Source organism: Segatella copri (assembly GCF_026015465.1).
Lineage (GTDB): Bacteria > Bacteroidota > Bacteroidia > Bacteroidales > Bacteroidaceae > Prevotella > Prevotella copri_E.
On sequence record NZ_JAPDUQ010000002.1, the window covers coordinates 510,032 to 529,481 of the forward strand.

At 45.4% G+C, this 19,450-nt stretch carries 22 protein-coding genes; 17 read left to right on the forward strand and 5 right to left on the reverse strand.

The window, feature by feature from the left end:
- Window positions 1-45: 45 nt before the first annotated feature.
- Complete coding sequence (locus ONT08_RS09045; protein ID WP_264959744.1) at window positions 46-1,380, forward strand: DUF1015 domain-containing protein; 1,335 nt, start codon at window positions 46-48, stop codon at window positions 1,378-1,380.
- The gene (locus ONT08_RS09050; protein ID WP_119235962.1) at window positions 1,380-1,967 is read left to right on the forward strand and encodes an IMPACT family protein; all 588 of its coding nucleotides are present in this window, start codon (window positions 1,380-1,382) and stop codon (window positions 1,965-1,967) included. Before ONT08_RS09045 ends, ONT08_RS09050 begins: the two co-directional genes overlap by 1 nt.
- A 101-nt stretch (window positions 1,968-2,068) precedes the next feature.
- Here ONT08_RS09050 and uvrB read toward each other — a convergent pair whose 3' ends face one another.
- Window positions 2,069-4,114 (reverse strand): excinuclease ABC subunit UvrB, encoded by a 2,046-nt coding sequence (uvrB, locus tag ONT08_RS09055; protein WP_264959745.1) that lies wholly within the window; start codon window positions 4,112-4,114, stop codon window positions 2,069-2,071.
- Between the two features lie 158 nt (window positions 4,115-4,272).
- Between uvrB and ONT08_RS09060 the strand changes: the two genes are divergently transcribed.
- From ONT08_RS09060 to ONT08_RS09080, 5 genes are all read left to right on the forward strand, one after another.
- A complete protein-coding gene (locus tag ONT08_RS09060) occupies window positions 4,273-5,139 on the forward strand; it encodes an outer membrane protein assembly factor BamD (protein WP_118200445.1) in 867 nt (288 codons plus the stop codon).
- Between the two features lie 53 nt (window positions 5,140-5,192).
- Window positions 5,193-5,543: a DNA-directed RNA polymerase subunit omega gene (locus ONT08_RS09065; RefSeq protein ID WP_117586749.1), complete on the forward strand. Its 351-nt coding sequence runs from the start codon at window positions 5,193-5,195 to the stop codon at window positions 5,541-5,543.
- 14 nt (window positions 5,544-5,557) lie between these two features.
- A complete protein-coding gene (locus ONT08_RS09070) occupies window positions 5,558-6,025 on the forward strand; it encodes a DUF4293 domain-containing protein (RefSeq protein ID WP_117727967.1) in 468 nt (155 codons plus the stop codon).
- 139 nt (window positions 6,026-6,164) lie between these two features.
- On the forward strand, window positions 6,165-6,695 hold the full coding sequence (locus tag ONT08_RS09075; protein WP_153073547.1) for a 30S ribosomal protein S16: 531 nt from the start codon (window positions 6,165-6,167) through the stop codon (window positions 6,693-6,695).
- Between the two features lie 89 nt (window positions 6,696-6,784).
- Window positions 6,785-8,269, forward strand: a complete 1,485-nt coding sequence (locus ONT08_RS09080; RefSeq protein WP_264959746.1) for a hypothetical protein — start codon at window positions 6,785-6,787, stop codon at window positions 8,267-8,269.
- Window positions 8,270-8,462: 193 nt separating this feature from the next.
- Here ONT08_RS09080 and ONT08_RS09085 read toward each other — a convergent pair whose 3' ends face one another.
- Both ONT08_RS09085 and ONT08_RS09090 read right to left on the reverse strand, forming a co-directional pair.
- Window positions 8,463-9,476: a GGGtGRT protein gene (locus tag ONT08_RS09085; protein ID WP_022121816.1), complete on the reverse strand. Its 1,014-nt coding sequence runs from the start codon at window positions 9,474-9,476 to the stop codon at window positions 8,463-8,465.
- A 15-nt stretch (window positions 9,477-9,491) separates the two neighbouring features.
- Window positions 9,492-10,193, reverse strand: coding sequence for an iron-sulfur cluster assembly scaffold protein (locus ONT08_RS09090; protein ID WP_006849036.1), 702 nt, complete (start codon window positions 10,191-10,193; stop codon window positions 9,492-9,494).
- Window positions 10,194-10,434: 241 nt separating this feature from the next.
- Here ONT08_RS09090 and ONT08_RS09095 point away from each other — a divergent pair, with 241 nt between their 5' ends.
- From ONT08_RS09095 to ONT08_RS09140, 10 genes are all read left to right on the forward strand, one after another.
- Entirely contained in the window at window positions 10,435-10,944 is a 510-nt protein-coding gene (locus tag ONT08_RS09095; protein ID WP_022121815.1) for a DMP19 family protein, read from the forward strand.
- Between the two features lie 25 nt (window positions 10,945-10,969).
- A complete protein-coding gene (gene smpB, locus ONT08_RS09100; protein WP_006849038.1) occupies window positions 10,970-11,449 on the forward strand; it encodes an SsrA-binding protein SmpB in 480 nt (159 codons plus the stop codon).
- Window positions 11,450-11,452: 3 nt separating this feature from the next.
- Window positions 11,453-14,236 (forward strand): methionine synthase, encoded by a 2,784-nt coding sequence (gene metH / locus ONT08_RS09105; RefSeq protein ID WP_264959747.1) that lies wholly within the window; start codon window positions 11,453-11,455, stop codon window positions 14,234-14,236.
- Window positions 14,237-14,271: 35 nt separating this feature from the next.
- Complete coding sequence (locus tag ONT08_RS09110) at window positions 14,272-14,892, forward strand: HAD family hydrolase (protein ID WP_264959748.1); 621 nt, start codon at window positions 14,272-14,274, stop codon at window positions 14,890-14,892.
- Between the two features lie 108 nt (window positions 14,893-15,000).
- Window positions 15,001-15,861: a type I methionyl aminopeptidase gene (map, locus tag ONT08_RS09115; RefSeq protein WP_264959749.1), complete on the forward strand. Its 861-nt coding sequence runs from the start codon at window positions 15,001-15,003 to the stop codon at window positions 15,859-15,861.
- Window positions 15,862-15,927: 66 nt separating this feature from the next.
- Entirely contained in the window at window positions 15,928-16,953 is a 1,026-nt protein-coding gene (gene tsaD, locus ONT08_RS09120) for a tRNA (adenosine(37)-N6)-threonylcarbamoyltransferase complex transferase subunit TsaD (protein WP_118200450.1), read from the forward strand.
- Between the two features lie 92 nt (window positions 16,954-17,045).
- Window positions 17,046-17,558, forward strand: a complete 513-nt coding sequence (locus ONT08_RS09125; protein ID WP_022121811.1) for a CinA family protein — start codon at window positions 17,046-17,048, stop codon at window positions 17,556-17,558.
- Window positions 17,559-17,705: 147 nt separating this feature from the next.
- Window positions 17,706-17,969 carry a 50S ribosomal protein L28 gene (gene rpmB / locus ONT08_RS09130; RefSeq protein WP_006849044.1) on the forward strand — a complete coding sequence of 88 codons (264 nt, stop codon included), beginning with the start codon at window positions 17,706-17,708 and terminating at the stop codon, window positions 17,967-17,969.
- Window positions 17,970-17,974: 5 nt separating this feature from the next.
- A complete protein-coding gene (gene rpmG, locus ONT08_RS09135) occupies window positions 17,975-18,163 on the forward strand; it encodes a 50S ribosomal protein L33 (protein ID WP_006849045.1) in 189 nt (62 codons plus the stop codon).
- A 43-nt stretch (window positions 18,164-18,206) separates the two neighbouring features.
- Window positions 18,207-18,365 carry a DUF4295 domain-containing protein gene (locus ONT08_RS09140; RefSeq protein WP_006849046.1) on the forward strand — a complete coding sequence of 53 codons (159 nt, stop codon included), beginning with the start codon at window positions 18,207-18,209 and terminating at the stop codon, window positions 18,363-18,365.
- A gap of 147 nt (window positions 18,366-18,512) precedes the next feature.
- Here ONT08_RS09140 and ONT08_RS09145 read toward each other — a convergent pair whose 3' ends face one another.
- Together ONT08_RS09145 and ONT08_RS09150 are read right to left on the reverse strand one after the other, a co-directional pair.
- On the reverse strand, window positions 18,513-19,064 hold the full coding sequence (locus ONT08_RS09145) for an HU family DNA-binding protein (RefSeq protein WP_264959750.1): 552 nt from the start codon (window positions 19,062-19,064) through the stop codon (window positions 18,513-18,515).
- 102 nt (window positions 19,065-19,166) lie between these two features.
- Complete coding sequence (locus tag ONT08_RS09150) at window positions 19,167-19,265, reverse strand: smalltalk protein (RefSeq protein ID WP_153093992.1); 99 nt, start codon at window positions 19,263-19,265, stop codon at window positions 19,167-19,169.
- Window positions 19,266-19,450: the final 185 nt, after the last annotated feature.

Genomic DNA, 19,450 nt, shown 5'->3' on the forward strand with positions numbered 1-19,450 from the left:
GACTTGCCCTTTGTGGGCTTTTATTCATTAAAATCAATAAACATTATGGCTATAGTTAAACCATTTAAGGGTATTCGTCCCCCAAAAGATTTAGTTGAGCAAGTTGAGTCTCGTCCTTACGATGTTCTCAATTCTGAGGAAGCACGTGCCGAGGCAGGCGATAACGAGAAGAGCCTTTATCATATTATTAAACCTGAAATCAATTTCGAACCAGGTACTTCTGAATACGATCCTCGCGTTTATGAAAGCGCTGCAGAGAACTTCAGAAAGTTCCAGGAGAATGGCTGGTTAAAACAGGATGATAAGGAACAGTATTATATCTATGCACAGACTATGAATGGCAAGACTCAGTATGGTCTTGTGGTAGGTGCGTATGTAAACGACTATATGACGGGTGTCATCAAGAAACATGAACTAACACGCCGCGATAAGGAAGAAGACCGTATGAAGCATGTGCGTGTATGCAATGCCAATATCGAACCAGTATTCTTCGCTTATCCTGATAATGAGGTGCTTAACGAACTTCTGATGCGTTATGCAGCAACAACGCCGGAGTATGATTTCATTGCTCCAATTGATGGCTTCCGTCATCAGTTCTGGGTTGTAAGCGATGATCAGGATATTGCCACAATTACAGCGGAATTTGCCAAGATGCCTAGCCTTTATATTGCTGACGGTCATCACCGTTCTGCAGCAGCAGCTCTGGTAGGTGCTGAAAAAGCTAAGCAGAATCCTAATCATACAGGTAAGGAGGAATATAACTACTTTATGGCAGTTTGTTTCCAGGCAAGTCAGCTTACCATTCTCGATTATAACCGAGTTGTGAAGGATTTGAACGGTCTGACTTCTGATCAGTTCCTCGATGCTTTGACAAAGAATTTCGAGGTGATAGTTATTGATGCAATCAATGTGAATGTATCTGGTGATGAAGAGGGCATTCCTTGCTATGAAAAGATGGCTATTGATGATGCTATCAGCCAGTTTGGCTTGGATATTCTGAAACCAGCAGCTCTCCATTCTTTCCTCCTCTATCTGGATGGTAAATGGTACGGTTTGTTTGCCAAGCCGGGAACCTATGATGATGCTGATCCAATCGGCGTGCTTGATGTGGATATTTCATCTCGCCTGATTCTTGATGAAATTCTGGGTATCAAGGATTTGCGTTCTGATAAGCGCATCGATTTTGTGGGCGGTCTTCGCGGTCTCGGTGAGTTGAAACGTCGTGTGGATAGCGGCGAGATGAAGATGGCACTTGCTTTGCATCCGGTTACTATGCTGCAGATTATGGACATCGCTGACAGTGGTAAGATTATGCCACCTAAGGCAACTTGGTTTGAACCTAAGTTGCGTAGCGGTTTGATTATTCACAAGTTGGATTAATGATAGACGAATTTAAGACTATATCAGATACGATAGGCGAGGGATATTACACCGAGAAAAGGAGTAAGTTTCTCGCCTTTGCTCACCATGTTACAACTGTTGACGAGGTGAAGGTAATTGTTGCCGGGTACCGTAAGAAATATTACGATGCCCGACATTGTTGTTATGCATATATGCTAGGTCCTGAACGGACAGAGTTCCGTGCCAATGATGATGGTGAACCTTCTTCTACGGCAGGAAAACCAATCCTCGGCCAAATCACGAAATCAGAATTGACGGATATCTTAATTGTCGTCATCCGATATTTCGGAGGAGTGAAATTGGGAACCAGCGGACTCATTGTTGCTTATCGTGAAGCTGCCATTGATGCTTTGGCTCATTGTGAGGAGGTTACGCAACAGATAGAGGAAATAGTAACCTATGATTTTACTTATCCGATGATGAATGATGTGATGAGGATAGTCAAAGATATGAATCCGCGTATCCTGGATCAGACTTTCGATAATACTTGCAGCATCAAACTTTCTATCAGAAAGAGCGAGGCTGAGCAGTTACGTTCCCGTCTGAAAATGCTGTCGTTTGAATAGCAGATAACTGACAGACAAATGAATAACTGCTGGGTAAACAAAAAGAGGGTGAATCATTAATTTATGATACACCCTCTTTTTGATGGTTATTTCTTTTGAGTTTATCCCTTTTCTTCCAATTCCTTCTGCAATCGGATGATTTCATCGCGATATTGGGCAGCTTGCATGAAGTCGAGGTCTTTGGCAGCTTGCTTCATCAATGCCGTAGTATTGGCAATGCTCTTCTCCAATTCTTCCTTGCTCATACTGCGAACAATAGGGTCGGCAACGAAGGCTGCACTTTCCGGTTCCACGTAAACGCGAGGCTTGGAACCCTCTGCTCCCATCGGAACAATCTTTGCTCCTTCTTCCTTGCTAGTAGGCAGAGCTGAGGTTATTGCTTTCACAATCTGTTTTGGAGTAATGCCATGGTCGGCATTGTATTTTAGCTGGATGCTTCGGCGGCGGGCTGTTTCATCTATCGTTTTCTGCATGCTGTCTGTGATGTTGTCTGCATACATGATTACCTTGCCGTTCACATTTCGGGCTGCACGGCCTGCCGTCTGGGTCAGAGAACGGTGACTGCGCAGGAAGCCTTCCTTGTCTGCATCGAGAATAGCAACGAGCGAAACTTCCGGCAAGTCGAGTCCTTCTCGTAACAGGTTGACACCCACCAGTACATCGTATACTCCTGCACGGAGATCGTTCATAATCTTTACTCGGTCTAAGGTTGCCACATCACTGTGGATATAGGCAGCCTTTACGTTGTGGTTGAGCAGGAACTCGGTGAGTTCTTCTGCCATGCGCTTTGTAAGAGTCGTAATCAGAACTCGCTCGTTGTGGTGTGTTCTTGTCAATATTTCGTCCAGAAGATCATCTATCTGATTCTCACTTGGACGGACTTCGATTTCCGGGTCCAGGAGTCCTGTAGGACGAATCAGCTGTTCTACAACCACGCCTTCGGCTTCTCTCAATTCATAGTCTGCTGGAGTTGCGCTTACATAGATGGCCTGCGGAATGAGATCATGAAATTCCTCGAACTTCAGCGGACGGTTGTCGAAGGCAGCAGGCAAGCGGAAACCATATTCTACCAGGTTTTTCTTTCGTGCCCGGTCGCCTCCATACATGGCACCAATCTGCGGGATGCTCACATGGCTCTCATCAACCACAAGCAGGAAATCTTTAGGGAAGAAATCGAGCAGGCAATACGGACGCTCGCCTTCATGCCTGCCATCAAAATAGCGGGAATAGTTCTCGATGCCCGAACAGTGGCCCAATTCCTTGATCATTTCCATATCATATTCTACACGTTCCTTGATGCGCTGTGCCTTGATTCCATCGCCAATGCTCTTGAAGAAATCTACCTGTTTAACCAGGTCGTCCTGAATTCTGCGAATGGCACTTTCCTGCTGTTCTTTTGTTGTTACGAAAAGGTTGGCTGGATAAATCTCGTAATCTTCGAATGAGGCAAGGCGGTGATAAGTGAGCGAATCTACTTCTTCGATACTGTCAATCTCATCGTCCCACCATGTTACGCGCAAAACATGATCGCTGTAAGCCATAAATATGTCAACCGTTTCGCCTTTCACTCTAAAGTTGCCACGTTGCAGTTCTATGTCATTTCTAACGTAAAGTGCATCAACGAGTTTCCTCAGAAATTCATTTCTGTCGAGTCGCTGCCCGCGATGAATCTTGATGATGTTCTCCTGCATCGCCACAGGTCCGCCCATACCATAGATGCATGATACGGATGAGACAACGATGACATCCTTTCTGCCCGAGAGAAGGGCAGAAACAGCACCGAGTCGCAACTTGTCTATTTCATTATTGATGGCGAGGTCTTTTTCTATATATGTATCAGTCGTTGGCAGATAAGCTTCCGGCTGATAATAGTCGTAGTATGAAACATAATATTCTACAGCGTTCTCAGGGAAGAAACCCTTCATCTCCTGATACAGTTGGGCGGCAAGAGTCTTGTTGTGGCTCAAGATGAGCGTAGGCTTCCCCACGTTGGCAATCACGTTTGCCACCGTAAAGGTTTTACCCGAGCCGGTTACACCCAACAACACCTGTGCTGGGTCTCCTTCAAGCACCCCCTCTGTGAGTTGCTTGATGGCTTGCGGCTGGTCGCCAGTCGGCTTATATTTTGATGTAATCTTAAAATCCATTTTCTTCCTGATTTCTTCTCAAAAGTTCTGTTTCAAGGTGCAAAATTACAAAAAAAACGCCATTAATCGTTATAAAGATTAATTTTTTACGAAAAAATGTATCTTTTCTTTTGATAATAAGTAAATTATGAGTAACTTTGCAGTTCAAAATGAGAATTATGAAAAAATTGACTCTTATCGCTTCGTGTGTTGCATTGCTCTTGTCGAGCTGTGCCCACGAATATAACCAGGTATTGAAATCAGGCGATTATGCTTATAAGTATGAGTACGCCAAGCAGAGCTATGCCCAGGGCAAGTATTCCCGTGCCATTCCTCTTCTGCAGGAACTGGTAACGATGAAGAAAGGTTCTACCGAGGGTGAGGAATGTTTGTACATGCTGGCTATGGCCGAGTATGGTATGAAGGATTATGAGACTGCAGCAGAGTATTTCAAGAAGTATTACTCTTCTTATCCTAAAGGTAAGTTTGCAGAAAATGCAAAGTACTTTGTAGGAGAGAGTCTGTATCAGAATGCTCCGGAGCCTCGTCTAGACCAGAGTACTACGATTACAGCCATCGCAGCCTTCCAGGAGTTCCTGGATCTTTATCCAGATGCCCGACTCAAGCAGCAGGCTACAAACCGCCTTTTTGCTCTTCAGGACCTCTTGGTTGAGAAGGAGTATAAGAGTGCCAAGCTCTATTTTGATATGGGCACCTATTTCGGCAACTGTACCAGCGGAGGCAACAATTATGAGGCTTGTATCGTAACTGCACAGAATGCGCTTAAGGATTATCCTTACAGTAACCGGCGCGAGGAGTTTGCATCGCTCATCATGAAAGGCAAATATGAACTGGCAAAGATGAGTGTCGAGAAAAAGCAGCTGGAGCGCTACCAGGATGCTGAGGACGAGTGTTATGGCTTTATCAACGAATATCCTGATTCAAAGGATCGCGCACTTGCCGAGAAGTATATCGAGAAGTGCAAGCAGTATGTGAAAGAGCATCCGGAGACAGCTCTCGACCAGCTTGGCAATAATACCAATTAAAAAGTATATATATAATAAGATAAAAACAATATAATAATAATAGTACTATAATTATGGATTTCAAAAAATCAAAGGCACCAGTAAACACAGTAACTCGCAACATTATGGATCTCTGCGATGATACCCATAATATCTACGAGAGCGTAGCTATCATTGCAAAGCGCGCTAATCAGATTTCTATCGAAATCAAGCAGGAGTTGAGCAAGAAACTTCAGGAGTTTGCTTCTTATAACGATTCTTTGGAGGAAGTTTTTGAGAACCGCGAACAGATTGAAATCTCTCGCTACTACGAGAAGTTGCCAAAGCCAACTTTGCTCGCTACAGAAGAGTTTATTGAGAACAATATTTATTGGCGCGATCCAACCAAGACATCTGCACCAATGGTTCACGATAGCGAAATTTAATATTCCAGAGCTATATGATACAGCGTAAACAGACATTATTTCTGCTCTTTGCTGTCATCGCCATTGCTATCTGTCTTTTCCTTCCTGTCGCCAGCATCGCAGCTAAGACGATGGGAGGAGACACTATGGTTTATAACCTCGGAGTGGTAGGGGAGGCAGGAATGCAGATTTCAACTACTTGCGTTCCTCTGTTCCTTCTGCTCGCCGTTTCAGCTATTATAGCATTGGTAAACATCTTTTTGTACAAGAATCTGAAACTTCAGAAATCACTCTGTTCACTTGCCATGCTTTTTGCAGGTTTATGGTATGTAGATTATATCGTGATGTTCATGGGCTTGATTCCTGTTCCTGAAGCAGAAGGAACGATGAAGTTTCAGTTTGCCGCTTGCCTTCCTTTGGTAGCAATCATATTCGAATGGATGGCAATGAAAGGTGTGAACGATGACATCAAACTCTTGAGAGCAGCAGACCGAATCAGATAAAAAATGCTAAAAAAGCATTTGAATATCGATAAAAGTTTGCTCAATTCAAATAAAAGTAGTAATTTTGCACCCGCTGTCACGAGATGGCAGCATAAAATTCAAACCTCATTATAAATTAAATTAAAATTAAGATTTAAAAATGGCAACAAAAATCAGATTGCAGCGCGGCGGTCGTAAAAACTATGCTTTCTACAGCATCGTAATCGCTGACGTTAGAGCACCACGTGATGGTAAATTTACTGAGAAGATTGGTACTTTCAACCCTAACACCAATCCAGCTACTGTAGATTTGAATTTCGAGCGCGCACTCTACTGGGTAGAGACTGGTGCACAGCCAACAGACACAGTTCGCAACATCCTCAAGGGCGAGGGCGTTTACCTGATGAAGCACCTCAAGGGTGGCGTTAAGAAGGGCGCATTCGACGATGCTGAGGCTCAGAAGCGTTTCGACGCTTGGAAGAATGGCAAGGACGCTAAGACTTCTGCTGTTCGCGAGGGCGATGCTAAGGCTAAGAAGGAAGCTGCTGCTAAGGAGCTCGAGGCTGAGAAGAAGATGAACGAAGCAATCGCTAAGAAGGTAGCTGATAAGAAGGCTGCTGCAGCTGCTGCTGAGGCAGAGGCTAAGGCTGCTGAGGAAGCTCCTGCAGAGGAGGCTCCAGCTGAGGCTTAATCTTCAACAGAATCTTCTTTTGAGATTTTAAAGTATAAAGGTTGAATTTCTCTTTCGGGAAATCCAACCTTTTTTTGTTTCTTTTGATTATGGGCGATAAAAAGGAAAATAGTTATTCGCATATTCTGAAATATACAGGATTGTTTGGCAGTGTGCAAGGATTGGGAATTCTTGTAGGAGTTTTGCGCAATAAATTTACGGCGCTCTTCCTCGGACCTTCTGGAATGGGACTGCTGTCTCTTTTCAGCTCAACGATTTCTGTTCTCAGTTCTGCATGTAATTTCGGCATTCCCACAAGTGGTGTTACATTTATTTCTGAAAAGGAACATGCTGCAGATGAATCGCAGTCCGAAAAGGCTGATATCGCCGGGGCGGTTCTTCTTGTCCGCACCTATAGTCTGCTTGCTGCATTTTTCGGAGCCATTGTCTGTGTTCTTCTGGGTCCGTTACTCAATGGGTTTACTTTTTCCTGGGGCAATCATACGCTACATTTCATTCTCCTGGCACCAACCATTTTCTTCACGATTCTGGCTGGAGGTGAAACTGCCATTCTGAAAGCTACCGGTCAGTTGCGTGCGTTGGCGATGCAGGCAAGTCTTCTGGCTATTCTTCTGCTTTTGGTTTCGGTTCCGGTTTATTGGATATTTGGTGAGAGAGGTATTCTGCCCGTTCTGTTCATTTTGGCATTTATGCAATGGGCCCTGAATTTTCGATATTCCCGACGAGTTGTACGATGGGGCGTAAATATGCGAAAAATGACGCTAGTTGCAGGTTTTCCACTTTTGCGACTTGGCGGGGCATTTGTGCTTTCGGGTTTGATGAATAGCGGATGCGAATTTCTGATTCGTGCCTTTTTGAACCAACAAGGCGATCTGGAAGTTGTCGGACTTTTCAATGCCGGCATAACGATTGTCTTTGTTTATGCGGGAATGGTATTTTCGGTCATGGATCAGGATTTTTATCCCCGTCTCTCTAGCATTTCGGGTTCCAGAAAAAACGAGGAGTCAGTAAAAGAACGCAATCTCTGTGTGAACCGCCAGCTTGAGATGAATGTCCTGTTGTTAGGGCCTATAGTAGCTGCTATCATTTTAGGTCTGCCTCTCATTATTCCGATTTTATACAATGCCCAGTTTATGGGGATGCTCCAGATGACTCAGCTTGCTGCTGTTGCCATGTTGTTCAAGGCGGTTTATCTTCCAATAGAATATCTCCCGCTGTCAAGGGGAGATTCCAGACTTTTTCTCATTCAGGAAAGTTTTTGTGTTATCTTACTAATAGTCTGTGAAATAGCTGGTTATCAGTTAGATGGATTGAGAGGAGTAGGGGGAGGCATTGCTGTGGCTTATGCCATAGAGACCATTGCCGTCTTGATTTTCAGCAGAGCCGTTTATGGTTACCGTTTATCCGCTCTTGGTTTCGGATTCTGTATCTTTCAACTTCTGATTCTGCTCTTAATGTTGTTCCTGGTTTTCATGATCAGTTATCGTGATTGGCTTTACTGGCTGATTGGCGTAATCATTGCACTTATGAGCACATCGTTTAGTTTTAGGAAAATTCGAAAACTGGTTAGATAAGAATAGAAATACTGTAGGATAAATTATTTTCTCCGAAAGATAGAAGAATATCTCCGAAAGATAAAAAAATATCTCCGAGAGATAATTTTTTATTCCAGTAAGATATAAGATTATTCCAGTAGGATAAATAAAGAAAAAGCCTTGAGAATCAGTTGATTCTCAAGGCTTTTATATGTTTTGTATCTCAAAGAAATTACTTCTTGTTGATAGCGAGGTCGATAGCTACGGCGATAGCAACAGTAGCACCTACCATAGGGTTGTTACCCATACCGAGGAAGCCCATCATCTCTACGTGAGCAGGAACTGAAGAAGAACCTGCGAACTGAGCGTCTGAGTGCATACGACCCATAGTATCAGTCATACCGTAAGAAGCAGGACCAGCAGCCATGTTATCTGGGTGCAAAGTACGACCTGTACCACCACCAGAAGCTACTGAGAAGTATGGCTTACCAGCAGCAATACGCTCCTTCTTGTATGTACCAGCTACTGGGTGCTGGAAACGTGTAGGGTTTGTAGAGTTACCAGTGATTGATACGTCTACATCCTCGCTCCAGTTGATAGCAACACCCTCGCGAACGTCGTCAGCGCCATAGCAGTTAACCTTAGCACGTGGACCGTCGCTGTAAGCGATGCGGTTAACAACCTTCAACTCACCTGTATAGTAGTCGAACTTTGTCTGTACGTATGTGAAACCGTTGATGCGGCTGATGATCTGAGCAGCATCCTTACCAAGACCGTTCAAGATAACGCGCAATGGGTTCTTGCGAACCTTGTTTGCCATCTCAGCAATCTTGATAGCACCCTCAGCAGCAGCGAAAGACTCGTGACCAGCCAAGAAAGCGAAGCACTGAGTCTCCTCACGGAGCAAACGAGCAGCCAAGTTACCGTGACCAAGACCAACCTTACGGTCGTCAGCTACAGAACCTGGGATGCAGAAAGCCTGCAAACCGATACCGATAGCCTCAGCTGCATCAGCAGCAGTCTTAACACCTTTCTTGATAGCGATAGCAGCACCAGCTACATACGCCCACTTAGCGTTCTCGAAGCAGATACGCTGAGTATCTTCACACATCTGATAAGGGTCAACACCTGCGTCCTCGCAGATTTGATTAGCCTCTTCCAAGCTCTTGATACCGTTAGCATTAAGAGCAGCAAGAACCTGCTTCTCGCGACGTTCCTGACTTTCGTAACTTACTTTTCTAATCATATCTGTATCTCCTTATTATTCTTTACGTGGATCAATAGCTTTAACAACACCCTGCTCAGCAGTTGTACGACCGTAGCTACCTGTGAACTTCTTGACAGCCTCGTTAGCGTCCATACCGTTCTTGATAGCTTCCATCATCTTGCCGAGGTGAACATACTCATAACCACAAACCTGGCTGTCCTTATCGAGGAACTGCTTTGTGATGTAACCCTCTGTCAACTCGAGGTAACGTGTACCCTTAGCTACAGTACCATAGAGAGTACCAGTCTGTGAACGAAGACCCTTACCCAAGTCCTCAAGACCTGCACCGATAACGAGACCGCCCTCAGAGAAAGCGCTCTGGCTACGACCGTAAACAATCTGGAGGAAGAGCTCGCGCATAGCTGTATTGATAGCATCGCATACGAGGTCAGTGTTCAAAGCCTCAAGAATAGTCTTGCCTGGGAGAATCTCAGAAGCCATAGCAGCTGAGTGAGTCATACCAGTACAACCGATAGTCTCAACAAGAGCCTCCTGAATAACGCCTTCCTTGATGTTCAAAGAGAGCTTGCAAGCACCCTGCTGAGGAGCACACCAACCCACACCGTGAGTATAACCAGAGATGTCTTTGATCTCTTTTGCCTGAATCCATTTTCCCTCTTCAGGAATTGGAGCTGGTCCGTGGTTAGGACCCTTAGCGACAACGCACATGTTGTCTACTTCTTTAGAATAGATCATATTCGCTAAATTTTATATTAATGAATATTATAAGTATAAAGTTCTGTACTTAATTCATATTGTTTTGCTGAAACATCGGTGCCATCACCTCAATTCCGAGCACAAAAGTACAAAAAAAATCCGGAAAATACCTAAAATTGGGTATTCTTTTTAACTCTTTAACCTAATATTTAGATTTTTTCTTGGGTTTATGCACAATTTCATGTATCTTTGCAAACTGAAAATTGCAATTTTGTAGATTATGATCGAAGTAAAGATAAACGATGCCAAGCTTCAGCATGCTGCCGAGGCGGGCATGGATGAATTTGTAAAGGCTTTCGTGGACGCTATCCGCGAAGCGATTGGTGGTGAACTGACTGCCGAAACCATGGCGCAGCTCAACAGCGACCAGATTACTCTTCTGGCTTGGGATATCCTGCATGAGGAGATGATGGATGGCGGAATGGTTCAGCTCATACATAACGGTTACGGTGCTTTCCTCTGGAAGAACCCTACCGACAAGGCGTTTAAAAACTGGGGATTGACAGAACTCGCCAAACTCATCAAGAAGAGTCATTTCCTGTATAAAACAAACCATGAGGAGATTGAGCGCGATCTGACCGATGAGGAGTTTATGGCGCTCTACGAAAAATTTCCGGAGTTTGATGATTTTGACGATGAGTTCGTTGAGAACGAAGAAGAGTGGACCAGCAAGGTTGCCTTCTACATCGATGATCATATCGACAATTTCTGCGAAATTGTCAAACTATAAACTTATAATACATTATTATATATATATGAACAAGCAAGAACAGGAACTCCGTAAGAAGAGTCCGATACAGATACGCAACAAGAAGGCTTCGTTCGAGTACTTCTTCGTTGATACTTATACCGCAGGCATTGTGCTTACGGGAACAGAGATTAAGTCAATCCGTGGCGGAAAGGCTTCGCTGGTAGATTGTTATTGCGATTTCTATCAGGGCGAACTTTGGGTCAAGGGAATGAACATCTCTCCTTATTTCTATGGCTCTTTCAGCAATCATGAGGCTCGCCGCGACCGCAAGCTTCTTCTCACCAAGCGCGAATTGCGCCGTCTTGAAGAGGACAGCAAGCAGCCTGGTTTCACCATTGTTCCAACCCTCATATTTATCGATAATCACGGTAGAGCCAAGGTGGATATTGCCCTCTGTAAGGGAAAGAAGGAGTATGACAAGCGCCAGACTCTGAAAGAAAAGGAAGACAGAAGAGAGATGGATAGAGCAATCAAGCACTTTTAGACAATGAAGAATTTAAGAGAGATTGTAAAGGAGAAAATTCTGATTCTCGATGGTGCCATGGGTACTGAGATTCAGAAGTATAATCTTACAGAAGAAGACTTCAGAGGAGAGCGGTTCCGCGATTTGCCGGGTATGATGAAAGGCAACAACGACATGCTCAACATTACTCGTCCTGATGTGATATCTGATATTTACCGACGCTACCTGGAGGCTGGCGCCGATATTATTACCGCGAATACTTTTTCGTGCCAGCGCATTTCGCAGGCTGATTATCACCTGGAGAACTGCGCCCGCGAAATGGCATTCGAGGGTGCCCGACTGGCACGTATCGAATGCGATAAGTTTTCTACGCCTGATAAACCACGCTTCGTTGCAGGAGATGTGGGACCAACCAACAAGACTTGCTCCATGAGTCCGGACGTCAGCAATCCTGCCGCCCGCGAGATTACCTACGATGAGCTTTTCACCGATGTTTGCGAACAGGTGGACGGACTTATCGAAGGCGGTGCTGACGTGATTCTCATCGAAACCATCTTTGATACACTCAATTGCAAGGCGATGATAGATGCAGCGCTCACCATGATGAAGAAACATGGAGTAGAGTTGCCTGTCATGATCAGTCTTACGGTAAGTGATCTGGCGGGCAGAACGCTCAGCGGTCAGACTGTAGATGCTTTCCTAGCTTCGCTTTCTCCTTATCCTATCTTCTCTGTCGGCATGAACTGCGCCTTTGGTGCTCCTCAGATGAAACCTTTCATCGAGCACATGGCTCAGGTTGCACCTTATTATATTAGTGCGCATCCTAATGCCGGTTTGCCTAACGAAATGGGCGAATATGACGAGACAGCCGAATCGATGGCTCCGCAAATAGCCGAATTCATCGATGAAGGTATCGTGAACATCATAGGCGGATGCTGCGGTACAAGTCCTGAATTCATCGCACATTACGCCCGTATAGCTGAGGGTAAGAAGCCGCACCAGGTGGTGGAGAAACCTAAGTATATGTGGCTCTCGGGATTGGACCTTCTGCAGGTCGATGATTCCGTACATTTGCCGGTTGACGCCAGCCGGTTCGTCAACGTGGGCGAACGCTGTAACGTAGCTGGTAGCAGGAAGTTCCTGCGTTTGATTAACGAAAAGAATTATGAAGAAGCCATCGGTATTGCCAGAAAGCAAGTGGCTGATGGAGCGGCTGTCGTTGACGTGAATATGGACGATGGTTTGCTCGATGCGAAAGCCGAGATGGTTAATTTCCTGAATATGATTGCAGCCGAACCAGACATTGCGAAGGTTCCGGTGATGATCGACTCTTCCAAATGGGACGTCATCGTGGCTGGCTTGAAGTGCTGCCAGGGCAAGTGTATTGTCAATTCCATCAGTTTGAAGGAGGGCGAGGAAGTATTCCTTTCTCATGCCCGCGATGTGTTGCGCTATGGTGCAGCAGTCGTTGTGATGTGTTTTGATGAAGTAGGACAGGCTACCACTTTCGAGCGCCGCATCGAGATAGCAGAACGTGCTTATCATCTTCTGGTAGACAAGTTGGGCATGAATCCGCTCGATATCATCTTCGACCCGAACGTACTTGCCATAGCTACCGGTATGGAGGAGCATGATAATTATGCTGTTGAGTTCATCCGTGCAACGGAGTGGATTCATCAGAACCTGCCTGGTGCACATGTCAGCGGAGGTGTCAGTAACCTCTCGTTCTCATTCCGTGGCAATACTTACATCCGTGAGGCTATCCATTGTGTTTTCCTGCATCATGCCCAGCAGGTAGGTATGGACTTTGGTATTGTAAATGCCAAAGCCAGAATGGATTATAATAAAATTCCTGAAGAACAGCTTCAGCTCATCGAGGATGTGGTGCTGAATAGGAGGAAAGGTGCAGCTGATGAACTTATCGAGCTTGCGGCAGAGATAAAAGCCCAGGCTGATGCTGCCAAGGCTGCAGCTAAGGCAGGCGGTGTTGCTCCCAAGAAACCGGCTGCTCCTGAATGGCGAAAGGAGAGTGTAGAAGAACGTCTGAAGTATGCGCTGAGAAAGGGAATCACCGATTTCCTGCAGCAGGATATTGACGAAGCACTTGCCAAATATCCTCATGCAGTAAACGTAATTGAGGGACCTCTGATGCACGGCATGAACCTGGTAGGCGAACTTTTCGGAAAAGGCGAAATGTTCCTGCCGCAGGTTGTCAAGACGGCTCGCACGATGAAATCGGCAGTTTCTATCCTTCAGCCTCATATCGAGGCAGAAAAACAGGGTGGAGCAACAACTGCCGGCAAGATTCTGATGGCAACTGTGAAGGGCGATGTTCATGATATCGGAAAGAACATCGTCTGCGTGGTTATGTCATGTAACAATTACGAAATCATCGACTTAGGTGTGATGGTTCCAGCCGAACAGATTGTACAGAAAGCTATCGATGAAAAGGTAGATGCAATCGGTTTGAGCGGACTTATCACCCCTTCGCTTGAAGAAATGGTTCATGTGGCCCGAGAAATGCAGAAGGCTGGTTTGCGCATTCCTATCATGGTAGGTGGGGCAACGACGAGCGAACTGCATGTGGCTCTGAAAATTGCGCCTGAATATGACGGACCGGTCATCTGGGTGAAGGACGCATCGCTCAATGCCGGAATCTGTGCCCGATTCCTCAACGAGGTAGAAGGTCCTAAGTTTGAGGCGGAACTGAAGGAGCGCTACGAGAAACTTCGCCAGGACTATCACGAAGAGCAGGCTAAGATAGCCTCGCTCTCAGAGGCAAGAAAGAACAAACTGGAGCTGTTCTGACAAGATAAAGAATACAACGTTTTTAGGATAATTATATGATTAAAACTGTGATTTTTGATATGGGTGGTGTTATCATCACCCTCGACGAGAATGAGGCAGGCAAACGCTTCATTGAGTTGGGTATGAAGGAGTTTGCGGAGAAGATGGACCCTTATAAGCAGGTGGGCTTGAACGGCCAGCTGGAAGAGGGCAAGATTTCCGAGGAGGAATACCGTCGGGAAGTGTGCAAGAAGATTGGCCGCGAGGTAACCTTCGAGGAACTGCAGCATTGCTGGCTGGGCTACATGAAGGAAATTCCAGAACGCAATCTGGTTACTCTCCGCAATCTTAAGAAGCTGGGCTACCGTGTAATCTTGCTCAGTAATACCAACCCTTATGTTTCAGCCTGGGTAGACAGCGAGGCATTCTCTGCCGACGGTCATCCTATCGGCGATTATTTCGATGCGATGTACCGTTCTTATGAGGCAAAGTATATGAAGCCGGATGAGAATTTCTTCCGTTATGTCCTTTCTCAGGAGCAGATCATGCCAGAGGAGTGCCTGTTTATTGATGATGGTCCCCGTAACTGCTGTGCAGCCTCTGAACTGGGACTGTTTACTTATTGTCCACAGAATGGCGAAGACTGGTGCGATAAGATTTACGAGCATTTGAAGTAATTATTTGTGGTGATTATTTGCACTAAAATGCAAATAATTGCCATTTTATTTTGTGCTCTGCAATAAAAAATGTACTTTTGCAGTCGCAAATATTAAATACATAATACAATGGTTAAGAAGAAAAGATGGCATTGCTTGCCAGGTCAGCCTCTTACAGAGCTCGACAAGCAGGTAATGTTTTGGGAAAACAAGGGTAAACTTGTTCCTACCCGTGACTTGATTAAAACTCCAGAACAGATAGAAGGCATCCGCAAGAGTGGTGTCGTAAACACCGGTTGTCTTGATGCGGTAGCCGAGATGATCCGTCCGGGAATCAACACCCAGGAGATTGATGATCTCTGCATGCAGTATTGTAAGGATCATAATGCCATTCCTGCGTGTCTCAATTACGAAGGCTATCCTAAGAGCGTTTGTACCTCTATCAACGAAGTGGTTTGCCATGGTATTCCTAAGGAAGAGGATGTGCTCGAAGAGGGCGATATCATCAATGTGGACATGACAACCATCGTAGATGGCTATTACGCTGACGCCAGCCGTATGTTCATCGTTGGCGGCAAGACTACTCCTGAGAAGGAGCAGCTGGTTCGCGTAGCCAAGGAATGCCTGGAAATCGGTATGGAGGTTGCCAAGCCATACTCGTTCGTAGGTGATATCGGTCATGCTATCGAGAAGCATTGCAAGAAGTATGGTTATGGTGTGGTTCGCGATCTTTGCGGCCATGGCGTAGGTTGTCAGTTCCATGAAGAGCCTGAGGTTCTTCACTATGGTCATAAAGGCACGGGCATGCTGCTCGTTCCGGGCATGGTGTTCACCATCGAGCCAATGATCAACATGGGCACCTGGCAGGTATTCCTCGATGCGGACGATCCGTACGGTTGGGAAGTAATCACCGGTGATGAGAAGCCATCTGCGCAGTGGGAGCACACGCTTGTGATGACAGAGACAGGTGTGGAGGTTTTGACACACTAGTGTTAGTTAATAGTTGATAGTTTATAGTTAATAGGGCATTTTTTTTGCTTGATAAACTTTGATATAATGAAGGATATATATATATTAGGTATAGAGAGCAGCTGCGATGATACCTCTGCCGCAGTGCTCAAGAATGGTGTGCTGCTGAGCAATGTAACCGCCTCTCAGGAGGTTCACAAGGCTTATGGCGGTGTTGTTCCGGAGTTGGCTTCCCGTGCCCACCAGCAGAATGTGGTTCCAGTCGTTGACCAGGCCATCGCGCGTGCAGGCATCAAGAAGGAAGATCTTTCTGCCGTAGCCTTCACCCGTGGTCCGGGGCTGATGGGCTCGCTTCTCGTGGGTGTGAGCTTTGCCAAGGGATTCGCCCGTTCGCTCAATATTCCGATGATTGATGTAAACCATCTGCAGGGGCATGTGATGGCTCATTTCATCAAGGAGAGCGATGATGACCAGAGCGCACCTCCATTCCCATTCGTCTGTCTTCTCGTGAGCGGTGGAAATTCGCAGATCGTAAAGGTGAATGCCTACAACGATATGGAAGTGCTGGGACAGACCATCGATGATGCGGCTGGCGAGGCTATTGACAAGTGTGCCAAGGTACTGGAGTGGGGCTATCCTGGTGGTCCTGTTGTAGATAAGTATGCACGTCAGGGCAATCCGAAGGCATTCAGTTTCTCTGAGCCTCATATTCCGGGATTGAACTACAGTTTCTCAGGCTTCAAGACAAGTTTCCTCTACAGCTTGCGCAAATGGGTGGCTGCTGATCCTGATTTTGTTGAGAAGAACAAGTACGATCTGGCTGCCAGCATTGAGTTTACCATCGTTGATATTCTGATGAAGAAACTCCGCATGGCTGTCAAGCAGACCGGCATCAAGCATGTGGCTGTAGCTGGAGGTGTGAGTGCCAATAATGGTTTGCGCAACGCTTTCCACGATCATGCCAAGCGCTTCGGCTGGACTATCTACATCCCAAAGTTCAGCTATACTACCGATAATGCGGCGATGATAGGCTGCGTGGGAACCTTCAAGTATCGTGATGGTGAGTTTGCAACCATCGACTTGCCAGCCTATAGTAAAGTAACATTTAAGTAATTAAGAGTTTATAGTTTATAGTTAATTGGGCAATCTTGTTTCAAGGTGGTTCATGCTATAAACTATAAACTGTAAATTATAAACTAAAAAAGATGGAATTTGAAACAAAGATATTGAGCAAGGGCATCCAGGAGATGCTCTACAACAGTGACAAGACAGTAGGCACAGCAGAGAGCTGCACAGGCGGTCGTATCGCCGAGGCGCTGATTTCTTTGCCAGGTGCCAGCAATTACTTCAAGGGTGGTGTAGTAAGCTACACCAACGAGGTAAAGGAGAATCTTTTGGGCGTGAGCCATGAGGTTCTGGAGGAGCAGACTGCCGTTTGCGAAGAAGTGGCTAGGGAGATGGTGCTCGGCACAATCAAGACCCTGAATGTAGACTTCGCCATTTCTGCAACGGGTGTGGCTGGTCCAACGGGTGGAACTCCAGCCATTCCTGTGGGCACAATCTATGTAGGTTATGGCGATAAGAACGATGTTCGCGTGGTAAAACTCACCGAAGATTTCGGACGCGACATCAACCTTGCAATTGCCACAAATACAGCGCTTAAAGGCATGCTCGAATTCTTGAAAGAACATGCTGAAGAACTTAAAAAAGAGGCTTAAATTGCTAATTTAAGGCTATCAAATATTAATAATCCTTAAAAGACAGCGTTCTTTTAGGGATTATTTTGTTATTACCAAATTATTTTGTAATTTTGCACTCTGTTTGGAATAGGTATCAATTAACGAATTACAAAATTAAAGATAGAAATGTCTAAGATTTGTCAAATTACAGGTAAGAAGGCACAGTTAGGTTGCAATGTGTCTCACTCAAAGCACCGTACAAAGAGAAGCTTTGATGTTAACCTCTTCAGCAAGAAATTCTACTATGTAGAAGAGGGTTGCTGGATCAGCCTCAAGATCAGTGCTGCTGGTCTTCGTCTTATTAATAAGGTAGGTCTCGATGCTGCTTTGAATCAGGCAGTAAAGAAGGGCTACGTAGATTGGAAGGACATTAAAGTTATAGGAGAATAAATATCATGGCAAAGAAAGCAAAAGGTAATAGAGTACAGGTTATCCTCGAGTGCACTGAACACAAGAACAGTGGTATGCCAGGTACAAGCCGTTACGTGACTACAAAGAATCGTAAGAACACTCCTGAGCGTCTTGAGTTGATGAAGTACAACCCAATCCTTAAGAAGATGACTCTTCACAAGGAGATTAAGTAAGCTTAGCTTACAAGTTTAATAATTTTATCAATTTAAATAGACTATGGCAAAGAAAGCGGTCGCTACCCTCCACGAAGGTAACATGGATGGTCGCGCATATACAAAGGTTATCAAGATGGTTAAGAGCCCTAAGACTGGTGCATACGTTTTCGATGAGAAGATGGTACCAAACGAGGCTGTTAAGGATTTCTTCAAGGATTAATTTCCTTGCAGATGAGCATCGTTGAATTTAGATTACATCAAAATTCAAATATAAAGATAAAGGTCGCTACCCAATTAGGGGAGCGACCTTTTTTTCGTGTGTCGGTGCTGGGGGGTAACTCCCCACATCTACTCTATTAGCCGTAGCTTACTCCAGTCCATCGCCGCCGCCAGGAGTGGTAGTGCCGCTGTCGCCGCCGCTAGGGGTTGAGCCGCCGCTAGGGGTAGAGCCGCCTCCGTCGTTGTCCTTGCCGTCGCCCGGCACAGAGCCCTCGTCGGTAGTGTTGCCGTAGGTGTCATACTCCTCTATGCGGCATTTCTTGCGCAGCTCAGCGTTGCTCCAAGTCTTGGTGTTACGCACGATGAGGTGTACGCCCTCCACGCTCGCTGCCGATACCTTGTCCTTGGTATCTTCGGCACGTGATGTCATACCGATGGAGAAGAGACCCAGGTCGGAGAGACGTACGCTCTTGCCATCGAGGATGAGCTCCTGCAGGCAGTCGAGCGTATCCATCAATACGCCGTGTACGGTGCCTCGGCTGTAAGGAGAGTTGTGCTCCGAGATGTGAGTTACAAACTCCTCGAAGTTCATCTCACGGTCAGTTACAGCAGTTGCGTAATACATCTGCTTGTTCTTGTTAGGTCCGCTCTGAGGAGTGCGAGTTACTTTACGATACTTCAATGTTCCTTTTGTTGCCATAGTTCTTTTTGTTTTAAAGTGATTGAAAAATAGTTTATAGTTTAAAGTTTATAGCAGTCTTGCTATGCGGCGAAGCCGCTATTAACTATTAACTATCAACTATCATACCCCCATGCATGATGTTACTCCGAGGGTAGTGCCGAGCGCCGTCAAGATTGTGAGTACAATCTGAAAAATCTGTTTCCAATTTTCTTTCTTCATAATTTTCTAGTTTTTTTAGTGATTAATAATGTTCTTGATTACAGGTGCAAAGGTACTACATTTTTCCTACACCACCAAAAATCACCTTGCAGAGTTATGTGAAATTCCATTAACATTTCTGCCATAGATTGTGAGGGGAAAAACATGGAAATTAGAACTTTTTACGTTAAAATACATATTTGACA

Bases quoted from the DNA above. Each gene is read 5' to 3' on its own strand.
- ONT08_RS09045 (WP_264959744.1), top strand. From the start codon at position 46: ATGGCTATAGTTAAACCATTTAAGGGTATTCGTCCCCCAAAAGATTTA.
- ONT08_RS09050 (WP_119235962.1), top strand. From the start codon at position 1,380: ATGATAGACGAATTTAAGACTATATCAGATACGATAGGCGAGGGATAT.
- uvrB (WP_264959745.1), bottom strand. From the start codon at position 4,114: ATGGATTTTAAGATTACATCAAAATATAAGCCGACTGGCGACCAGCCG.
- ONT08_RS09060 (WP_118200445.1), top strand. From the start codon at position 4,273: ATGAAAAAATTGACTCTTATCGCTTCGTGTGTTGCATTGCTCTTGTCG.
- ONT08_RS09065 (WP_117586749.1), top strand. From the start codon at position 5,193: ATGGATTTCAAAAAATCAAAGGCACCAGTAAACACAGTAACTCGCAAC.
- ONT08_RS09070 (WP_117727967.1), top strand. From the start codon at position 5,558: ATGATACAGCGTAAACAGACATTATTTCTGCTCTTTGCTGTCATCGCC.
- ONT08_RS09075 (WP_153073547.1), top strand. From the start codon at position 6,165: ATGGCAACAAAAATCAGATTGCAGCGCGGCGGTCGTAAAAACTATGCT.
- ONT08_RS09080 (WP_264959746.1), top strand. From the start codon at position 6,785: ATGGGCGATAAAAAGGAAAATAGTTATTCGCATATTCTGAAATATACA.
- ONT08_RS09085 (WP_022121816.1), bottom strand. From the start codon at position 9,476: ATGATTAGAAAAGTAAGTTACGAAAGTCAGGAACGTCGCGAGAAGCAG.
- ONT08_RS09090 (WP_006849036.1), bottom strand. From the start codon at position 10,193: ATGATCTATTCTAAAGAAGTAGACAACATGTGCGTTGTCGCTAAGGGT.
- ONT08_RS09095 (WP_022121815.1), top strand. From the start codon at position 10,435: ATGATCGAAGTAAAGATAAACGATGCCAAGCTTCAGCATGCTGCCGAG.
- smpB (WP_006849038.1), top strand. From the start codon at position 10,970: ATGAACAAGCAAGAACAGGAACTCCGTAAGAAGAGTCCGATACAGATA.
- metH (WP_264959747.1), top strand. From the start codon at position 11,453: ATGAAGAATTTAAGAGAGATTGTAAAGGAGAAAATTCTGATTCTCGAT.
- ONT08_RS09110 (WP_264959748.1), top strand. From the start codon at position 14,272: ATGATTAAAACTGTGATTTTTGATATGGGTGGTGTTATCATCACCCTC.
- map (WP_264959749.1), top strand. From the start codon at position 15,001: ATGGTTAAGAAGAAAAGATGGCATTGCTTGCCAGGTCAGCCTCTTACA.
- tsaD (WP_118200450.1), top strand. From the start codon at position 15,928: ATGAAGGATATATATATATTAGGTATAGAGAGCAGCTGCGATGATACC.
- ONT08_RS09125 (WP_022121811.1), top strand. From the start codon at position 17,046: ATGGAATTTGAAACAAAGATATTGAGCAAGGGCATCCAGGAGATGCTC.
- rpmB (WP_006849044.1), top strand. From the start codon at position 17,706: ATGTCTAAGATTTGTCAAATTACAGGTAAGAAGGCACAGTTAGGTTGC.
- rpmG (WP_006849045.1), top strand. From the start codon at position 17,975: ATGGCAAAGAAAGCAAAAGGTAATAGAGTACAGGTTATCCTCGAGTGC.
- ONT08_RS09140 (WP_006849046.1), top strand. From the start codon at position 18,207: ATGGCAAAGAAAGCGGTCGCTACCCTCCACGAAGGTAACATGGATGGT.
- ONT08_RS09145 (WP_264959750.1), bottom strand. From the start codon at position 19,064: ATGGCAACAAAAGGAACATTGAAGTATCGTAAAGTAACTCGCACTCCT.
- ONT08_RS09150 (WP_153093992.1), bottom strand. From the start codon at position 19,265: ATGAAGAAAGAAAATTGGAAACAGATTTTTCAGATTGTACTCACAATC.